10 protein-coding genes and 1 pseudogene are annotated in these 7,532 nt (G+C 40.0%); 1 reads left to right on the top strand and 10 read right to left on the bottom strand.

Annotation, left to right across the window (positions count from 1 at the left end; genetic code table 11):
* Window positions 1-139: 139 nt before the first annotated feature.
* The 4 genes from BGC07_RS20750 to BGC07_RS13480 all read right to left on the bottom strand — a co-directional run bounded on the left by BGC07_RS20750 (window position 140) and on the right by BGC07_RS13480 (window position 2,569).
* Window positions 140-286: a hypothetical protein gene (locus BGC07_RS20750; protein ID WP_158006945.1), complete on the bottom strand. Its 147-nt coding sequence runs from the start codon at window positions 284-286 to the stop codon at window positions 140-142.
* Window positions 283-456 carry a hypothetical protein gene (locus tag BGC07_RS20745; RefSeq protein ID WP_158006944.1) on the bottom strand — a complete coding sequence of 58 codons (174 nt, stop codon included), beginning with the start codon at window positions 454-456 and terminating at the stop codon, window positions 283-285. The genes BGC07_RS20750 and BGC07_RS20745 overlap by 4 nt, the downstream gene beginning before the upstream one ends.
* A 31-nt stretch (window positions 457-487) precedes the next feature.
* Complete coding sequence (locus BGC07_RS13485) at window positions 488-1,141, bottom strand: hypothetical protein (RefSeq protein ID WP_069313523.1); 654 nt, start codon at window positions 1,139-1,141, stop codon at window positions 488-490.
* Between the two features lie 228 nt (window positions 1,142-1,369).
* Entirely contained in the window at window positions 1,370-2,569 is a 1,200-nt protein-coding gene (locus tag BGC07_RS13480) for a multidrug effflux MFS transporter (protein WP_069313522.1), read from the bottom strand.
* 107 nt (window positions 2,570-2,676) lie between these two features.
* Between BGC07_RS13480 and BGC07_RS13475 the strand changes: the two genes are divergently transcribed.
* Window positions 2,677-3,309 (top strand): TetR/AcrR family transcriptional regulator, encoded by a 633-nt coding sequence (locus BGC07_RS13475; RefSeq protein ID WP_069313521.1) that lies wholly within the window; start codon window positions 2,677-2,679, stop codon window positions 3,307-3,309.
* Window positions 3,310-3,364: 55 nt separating this feature from the next.
* Here BGC07_RS13475 and BGC07_RS13470 read toward each other — a convergent pair whose 3' ends face one another.
* The 6 genes and pseudogenes from BGC07_RS13470 to BGC07_RS13450 all read right to left on the bottom strand — a co-directional run bounded on the left by BGC07_RS13470 (window position 3,365) and on the right by BGC07_RS13450 (window position 7,483).
* A complete protein-coding gene (locus tag BGC07_RS13470; protein WP_069313520.1) occupies window positions 3,365-4,390 on the bottom strand; it encodes a Rossmann-fold NAD(P)-binding domain-containing protein in 1,026 nt (341 codons plus the stop codon).
* 174 nt (window positions 4,391-4,564) lie between these two features.
* Entirely contained in the window at window positions 4,565-4,945 is a 381-nt protein-coding gene (locus BGC07_RS13465) for a response regulator (protein ID WP_069313519.1), read from the bottom strand.
* A 179-nt stretch (window positions 4,946-5,124) separates the two neighbouring features.
* Window positions 5,125-5,505 (bottom strand): GFA family protein, encoded by a 381-nt coding sequence (locus BGC07_RS13460; RefSeq protein WP_069313518.1) that lies wholly within the window; start codon window positions 5,503-5,505, stop codon window positions 5,125-5,127.
* A 140-nt stretch (window positions 5,506-5,645) separates the two neighbouring features.
* Window positions 5,646-5,864, bottom strand: coding sequence for a trimeric intracellular cation channel family protein (locus BGC07_RS23435; RefSeq protein ID WP_268801674.1), 219 nt, complete (start codon window positions 5,862-5,864; stop codon window positions 5,646-5,648).
* The gene (locus BGC07_RS13455; protein ID WP_268801673.1) at window positions 5,857-6,258 is read right to left on the bottom strand and encodes a trimeric intracellular cation channel family protein; all 402 of its coding nucleotides are present in this window, start codon (window positions 6,256-6,258) and stop codon (window positions 5,857-5,859) included. Before BGC07_RS13455 ends, BGC07_RS23435 begins: the two co-directional genes overlap by 8 nt.
* Window positions 6,259-6,279: 21 nt before the next feature.
* A pseudogene (locus BGC07_RS13450) lies at window positions 6,280-7,483 on the bottom strand (DNA-methyltransferase).
* Between the last annotated feature and the right edge of the window lie 49 nt (window positions 7,484-7,532).

The following is a 7,532-nucleotide window of genomic DNA, read 5'->3' as shown; positions in this document are numbered from 1 at the left end:
GCCTGTCATGGGGTTTATTACTGCAAAATCAGGATTAAGCGTAACTGTGCCGATTGTGAGGCTTTTAACGTGCATAATACGGCTTTGATTGTTGCGGTCGAAATTAAAACCTTGGCGTAAATTACAATATGAATCTATTTCAAACATTTTTCTTATCCCTATGCTTCTTGATCAAACGATCTTTCGCTTGTTTAGCTGCTTTTTCGTAATAGTAAATCCCAACCATAATACCTATACAAACAGCAACCCAGAAAATAGTGCCAATAATATATAAAATATTCATCATAACCCAGCACCTCTTAGCTTTTGCCAGTAATCGATAAAAGTTTTTACTTTAGCTAATTTAGCGATAGGCTCTTTTGCTTCTTCAATCGAACCCGTCAAAACATAAGCATCTGCCGCCAAACCCAAGGCTTTTAATGCCATACCCGTTCCTAAGTTACCGGCTGTTCCCATAGATGTATCATACAAACGTTCAAAGAATGGTTCACCTTGGCTTTTTTTCCCAATTACCAACCACTATTGATGTCGGACCAGCACCTACTGCCGCAATTCTTGAGTTTCCAATAACATACTCTTTTAATCCGTAAAATATATTTCTGCTTTGGGAACCTAAAGTTTCACCAATTTCAGCGCTTCGAATAGAAACAACTGCATCAGCCAATATTGCTGTGCCTTCAATAGCTTCACTCACTCCAATAAGCGCCCAGCCAAAAGGTGTTGCAGCAACAAGTATTATTCCAGCAGCAATTAACACCCCAGCCTGATGCCTATCTACGAATCCATTAACTTCGTGAAGCCCACTTGTTATTGAAGATGTGAACTGTTTACCAAACTCCATTCTTGCTTGGTTTTCTTGTAAACGTGCTCGTCCTACATTCTCAAACGCCTCTGCAAAAAAATGCTTAACACTACTCCGCCAACTTTCATGACAACCCTTTTTATCATGAGCAATCGGAGCCACAAACCGCGTTCTCACTGGCCACATACTTTTTTCAGTCGGATGCACTGCATGATCTGTTAAATCTGTATTGAAAGCGAGGCATATCGTCGTCTGATCATGGACTTCTCGCCAAGGTGTGCCTGTGATTTGGTGTAATGAGCTTAGAATCTCTCGAATATGAGGCTTACCATTATTCATTATTTTTTATTCCCTATGTCTAAATTATTGCAGCATAATAACACATACAAAGGGAAAATATTCATAAACTATTTTGTTTTAGACTTACTAATGTTCAACCCAATAATGCAGGCCATCCGGTGGTTCTTTGCAGGAAGGTACTAGATTTCCAATAGCATTGCTCTAAGGGGTAAGGTCAATCTCATCCACATCACTTCCTTAAAGTCTTTTGTTAAATCTAGAAAACCATCACTCCGCCTCTCCTGCTGCCAACTGAGGTTTAATAACAACTTCAAAAACAGTCCAGGCGAGGAGTGCCGAGAAGACAAAAACCAAACCCAGTGCAACTGGCGTATCACTTGCAAGCCATGATGCCGCTGCACCAACAACAACAGCTCCTGCCATCTGTAGAAAAGCATACAAACTGCCTGCGAAACCTGCCATTTTAGCAAAAGGCTGCATCGCACCCGCAAAGGTATTTGGCCAAATAAAACTAGAACCAAAATAAAATAAAGCCATTGCAATCACACTAGAGCTAACAGTTAAGCCTAAGATAAAATAGCTCATTAACAAAAACAGTCCTGAGATGAGCATAAGGCTCCACCCCAAGCGCAACATAAATACGCTGCCTAAGCGCTTAACTAACTTTCCACCGATGAGTCCACCTAAAAATAAAGCCACCGCACCTCCCCAAAAACATAACCAACCAAACATCGCAGGACTTAAATGAGCATGTTTAATTAATAAAACAGGCGCAACGGTAAACCAAGAAAAATAGGCTCCATAACAACAAAAAACACAAAAGCTATACCCACTAAACACGCTATTTTTGAAAATACTACCGTAACTTTTTATAATATAATGGATATTTAAATGATCTTTATGATAATTATTAGATGTTTCATCAATAAGAAAATAAACAGCCAACCACATGGTAAGTGCATATAAGATAATGGCGGCAAAAACAGCCCGCCAGCCCAATAAATGCATAATAAAACCACCAAGCATCGGTGCCGCAGGGATAACAAATGTAACCAATATCGTTAAATATGCACCATATTTAGCAAGATCTGCCCCATCAAAACGATCTCGAAACATCGCCCGCCACATCGCAGCACCCGAACCGGCACCAATGCCTTGCAGTACTCGCCCTACAAGCAATAGCTCGATATTAGTTGCTAAAGCGCATACTAAACTACCTAGCAGCATCAGCATTAAGCCCACCAATAATGGGCGACGCCTACCATAGGCTTCCGATAGGGTGCCAAACACTAGTAATGAACTACATAGCCCCAACATATACATAGGCATACTGAACTGAGCTAGATTAACACTGACTCCGAAAAGCTCAGCAATATGAGGTATGGCCGGTGCATAAACATCCGACGCAAACTGCCCTAAACAAGCTGTAATCCCCAATAATATCGCAAACGCAATATTTGAACTCATAATTTTTACCTTTAAATCAAAGCAATTAAAACATACAACTATTGAGTGATTACTCAATAGTTTGCAAGTATAATAGCCAAAGCAAAAAACTGTCAACAGGAACACATATGACAACAGCGAAAAAATCACCTAAACCTCACCACCGAGCAGATCGCACTCGTGATAAAATTATCAAAGCTGCTAAACACTTATTTGCGCGTCATGGCTTCGCTGGCACCTCTACATTAAAAATTACCGAACGCGCAAAAGTTCCTCACAGCTTGCTCTTTCACCACTTCACTAATAAGCAAAATCTATGGTTAGCCGTTAAAGCCTTCGTCGTCGAAAAAGAAAATAAAAAAACGGATATCCTTCCAGATACAAGCTTACCTTTGACTGAATTTATCTCAGAGCTGACACAGCGCTTATTTCACTTTTATCAAGCTGACCCTGAACTGACCCGCATGCTGAATTGGCAACGAATGGAATCTCATCAACAAAAAGGGCTCGGTATCACCCTATCTACAGAATCCAGGCGTTGGATTGATGCCTTTGCCTATTACCAACAACAAGGACAAATTGACTCAACAATCAAGCCTGAATATATCGTCACCATGATTGGCGGAATTATTTTCTCTGCAGCTTTCGACCCTAATGTCTTTTTGCAAGATAGCGCTTCCATGCAAGCCTATTTAAACTTTTGTAGCGAGCATATTGCCTTAATGCTCAGCGTTAAAAATAAAGAGAGTTTAGGAAACTAAGAAACAACTAATCGCTAATATTTGTAGTGTCTTGATTTTATCACACATGACTGTATTAGCTAATACGGCAAACACTAAGCACTGACTGCATGGTATGATCACACAAAGCATCTACAAAGTGTTGATTTGCATCGCTCCAAGCAATGCTCGCTTCTTTCGGGGTTACTTTAGGATAAGCACTTTGATTAACTAACAATACGCCATTATCACGTTCAATGGTTTGGTCATGGGCGCTACCTGCTACATTGCCACCTTCTGACAGTGCAAGATCAATGACAACAGTGCCTGGTTTTAGCTGGTCTAATGTCGACTCTGGAATCAGTACGGGTGCTTTTTGACCAGAACTACGTGCAGTCGTGATAATGATATCCGCATGCTTAGCTGACTCAGCAATAACTTTTTGGTTGGTGTTTAGATTATTTTTTTCCAACACAACAGTCTTAACAGCTTTAGCCTGAAGTGAGTGAGCAACAGCTTGGTTCGTCAGGAAAACCGTCACATCAACTCCCAGCTTGACTGCTGCGTCCATTGCAGAGATCCCAGCGGAGCCTGAGCCAATAACCATCACTGTTTTTGCATGACCAGAAAACTTAGCGAGTGCATCTTCAAACGCCAATGCCCCGGCAAGTTTACTCATTGCCGAGAGGATATTCATCGGGTGATCTTTATCAACGTTTAACTGGTCGATGCTGTATGCAATAATCCCTTGCTTTTTATAGGCATTGACATGATTTGAGTTAGGCTCAAACGGATCAAGTGCGCCGACCATAATCGTGCCTTTAGTGATTTCTGTATTTTCTAAGTTTTCACGTATTTGATTTGGTCGTTTAGCGCGTAAAATAAGATCAATATCGGTCATTAGTGCTTGCATAGATTGCCTGTCATGTGCCTGAGGTCGTATTGTAGCACCGCAAGCTTGGTAGTCAGCGTCAGGAAACCCTGCTTTTTGTCCTGCTCCTGCTTCTAAAATAATACGATGCCCTTTCTCAATAAGATAAGCCACAGATGCAGGGACAAGTCCGACACGATGTTCACCAGGTCGAGATTCTCTCATAATTAGTATATTATATTGATCTTTCATTTTAAGATTGAACCCCTTATTATGCTCATACGCCGAAATAAAAGTGATGCATAGTGTAACATAAATCAGGCTAACCTAATATTTATTAATTTTAATACCAATAGGTTAAATCAAGCTGATCTTGCAAATTATATTAGCAATAAAATGGATAATTTTTCTGTCATGCAATATGAATTAGGAGGAACTCTCTTTTAATAAGAAAATTTCTTCTAGCACATCGAGAATACTTTGTTTACTGCACCCTTTCTCTAGTAAATATTCGATATCACCTGATTCAATAGCAGAGCGGATAGATTCGTCATCAGTATAACCAGAGTACATGATTCGTTTAGCTTTTGGCTGTATTTTTCTGGCATATCGAAGAACCGCGTCACCATCAAGCCCTCCCATATATCGATCAGAAATAACAATATCGAACGTTTGATTTTTTATACTATCAACAGCTTCTTTTCCGCATCGAGCCTCAGTGATTTTAGCATTTTTATACTTTAATAAAATGAGTCGTTTCAATGAGTCTAAAACTCTCTCCTCGTCATCAATAATTAATATTTGCATAAGACACCCTGTTTATTGAGAATTTAAGTTTTTTCGAAAAAGATTATAATAATTATATGTCTTACATCGAAAATTAACAGAGGGAGTTAAATCTACGTTAGATGGCATAAGCTTAGCCTGAAGAACTAATCTTTTCCATCGCTTCTCAGCATAGCGTTAGCCTCCCTAACAATACGCAATTATTTATCCTTCGGTTGATCCCACGAAAAAGCTGACTCTGTAAATAAATTCTGTTGGGGGTTAAATTCATAGCTCTCATTCATAACATTCGCCCTTACAACAACTTTCCCTTTATATTCTGTTGGGTAAGCATATAGTTGTGTAGAACATGTTGGGCAAAAATGTATAATAATCGAGCGACCACTGCCGCCATCATATGAATAAGTGCGTGTATTTTCAGAGGGTGTTAAGTTAGTTTCATCAAACATTACCCCACATAAATGCCCACCGCCATTTAATACTTGGCATCCCTTGCAATAGCAGACAAACTGAAATTCAGGCGCGCCTTGCACACTAAATTCATTGTGACCACAGTGGCATTTACCCTGTATTTGACTCATAAAACTCTCTCTTACATTAAGTTCATAACCAATATTTCAAACTAACAAATAAAACCAACGGGTTAAAGGTTAAATTTTATATCTATGTTATATTCACATCACTTTACAATCAGGGGCTAAAGTTTTCTCAGAGTTTTTAATTAATCAGACTCATAATTAAATTTTGGTAATTCTAAATGCCAAAATATTGCCGCAAGTCTTAATGAAAAACAACTGACAAGCGTAATAATAACCGAAGCACTCTCAGGTAGTGAGGTGTGTTTCAATAGCATATAAAGCACCGCAGCAATCAGTGCAACAATCGCATAAATTTCCTTACGAAAAACAAGCGGCACATCGTTGCATAAGATGTCACGCATCACTCCCCCAAAAAATTCCAGTGCACATGCCCATAATCGCACACACTGAAAAAGGTAACGATAAAGCCAAACCTTTTTCGGTACCAATAATTGCAAAGGTCACTAAACCTATGGCATCTAAAATTAAAAATACGATGGACAGTCTTGAGATAAACCTGACCAAATAAATCGTAATGACCGCCGCTGCTGTTGTAAAAATTAAATATTCAGGATGACCCACCCAACTTAATGGATAATTACCGATGAGAACATCTCGAACCGTTCCTCCTCCTAAAGCAGTAATTGCTGCGATCATAATCACGCCAAAAAAATCCATGTGCTTACGACCTGCTGATAACGCTCCAGAGCTTGCCTCAACAGAAATACCGATTAGATATAAAATATGCAATAACATACCAAGCCCTTAGATTAGCAATTAGAAATACGAATAGAGTTTGTTTTTTAAAAAGAATTTCGGGTGATCAACGAGAACCACTTTTTCAGGCAGTTCCACACGCTCTTTCATGTCGGTGCGAACCAACACCATTCGTTCAACCTGCTGATTCATCACCCGATACTGCACTAAACGCCCTAGAGCGCGCTGTAAACTCTCACCTAAACGCTGGACTCGTAACGGCACCGGCATGCCACGAAAACGTTGAGACAATAAGCCATCGATACGAGAGTCACGCGAGACTAAAGTCGCACCCAACGCCTTTACTGCTTCTAAAATATAGTCTTCTGTTTTATAAATAAATTCACGCCCTAATTGCACCACTTTAGAATCTGTACGAATCATCGTCTCCAAACGCTCTTTGGCAAGCGTGACCGCTTCTTCTGAGTTATCCATTCCAACCGCATTCCGGCCGAGTAATTTTGCTGCAACTAAACTCGTACCACTACCACAAAACGGGTCTAAGACGATATCACCGGCGTGGCTAGCCAACTGAATAATACGCTCTAATAACAGCAATGGTTTTTGAGTCGGATAGCCTGTCCGCTCTTTTGCTTTTGGGTTTAAATACGGAATATCATCCCAAACATCGCCCAGCGGCACACCTTGCTTGGTTTCATTTAAAATATGAGCGCCCTTGTCATCTTTGGCATAGACACTTTTGCCCTCAGCATCACGGGTACGCTTTTGCAACAGTTGCTCTACATTTGTAGTCGGTGAATATTCACCATAGAGATGATTAAAAGTAAAGTCATTTGTTTTACTGTAAAATAAAATTTTCTGGTGAGTAGACTGCAAGCCATTTTTTAACATTGCTCCAACGCTTGTAATGCCAAATAATTTCCGAGCGAAACTGCTCTTGTGAAAAAATATCATCCAAAAGCATTCGAATCCAATGCCCTGCCCGCTGGTCGCAGTGAAAAAATAGCGAGCCTGTCGGTTTTAAAATACGATGTAATTCAACCAAGCGCACTTGTAAAAAGTAAAGATATTCATGACGCCCGGTCCACACATCATTGAATTGATACGCCGATGTCAGGCTGCCTTTTTGTTGCCCACTAATCTGCCGCTGGGTAAAAAAGGGCGGATCTAAATAAATCAAGTCCACTGAGTTTTTTGCAATCTCACGCAACTCAATCAGACAATCATTATGTTTAACTTGGTATTCCGTCGTGTTCGTATTCATCGTTATTTATTAACAGTCAAGCTTATCACCCTTCGATCACTTCTTGGCT

Source organism: Piscirickettsia litoralis, from assembly GCF_001720395.1.
GTDB classification, from domain to species: Bacteria; Pseudomonadota; Gammaproteobacteria; order Piscirickettsiales; family Piscirickettsiaceae; genus Piscirickettsia; species Piscirickettsia litoralis.
The sequence above is the reverse complement of the archived record's forward strand: the minus strand, read 5'-3'. Positions and strand labels throughout refer to the sequence as shown.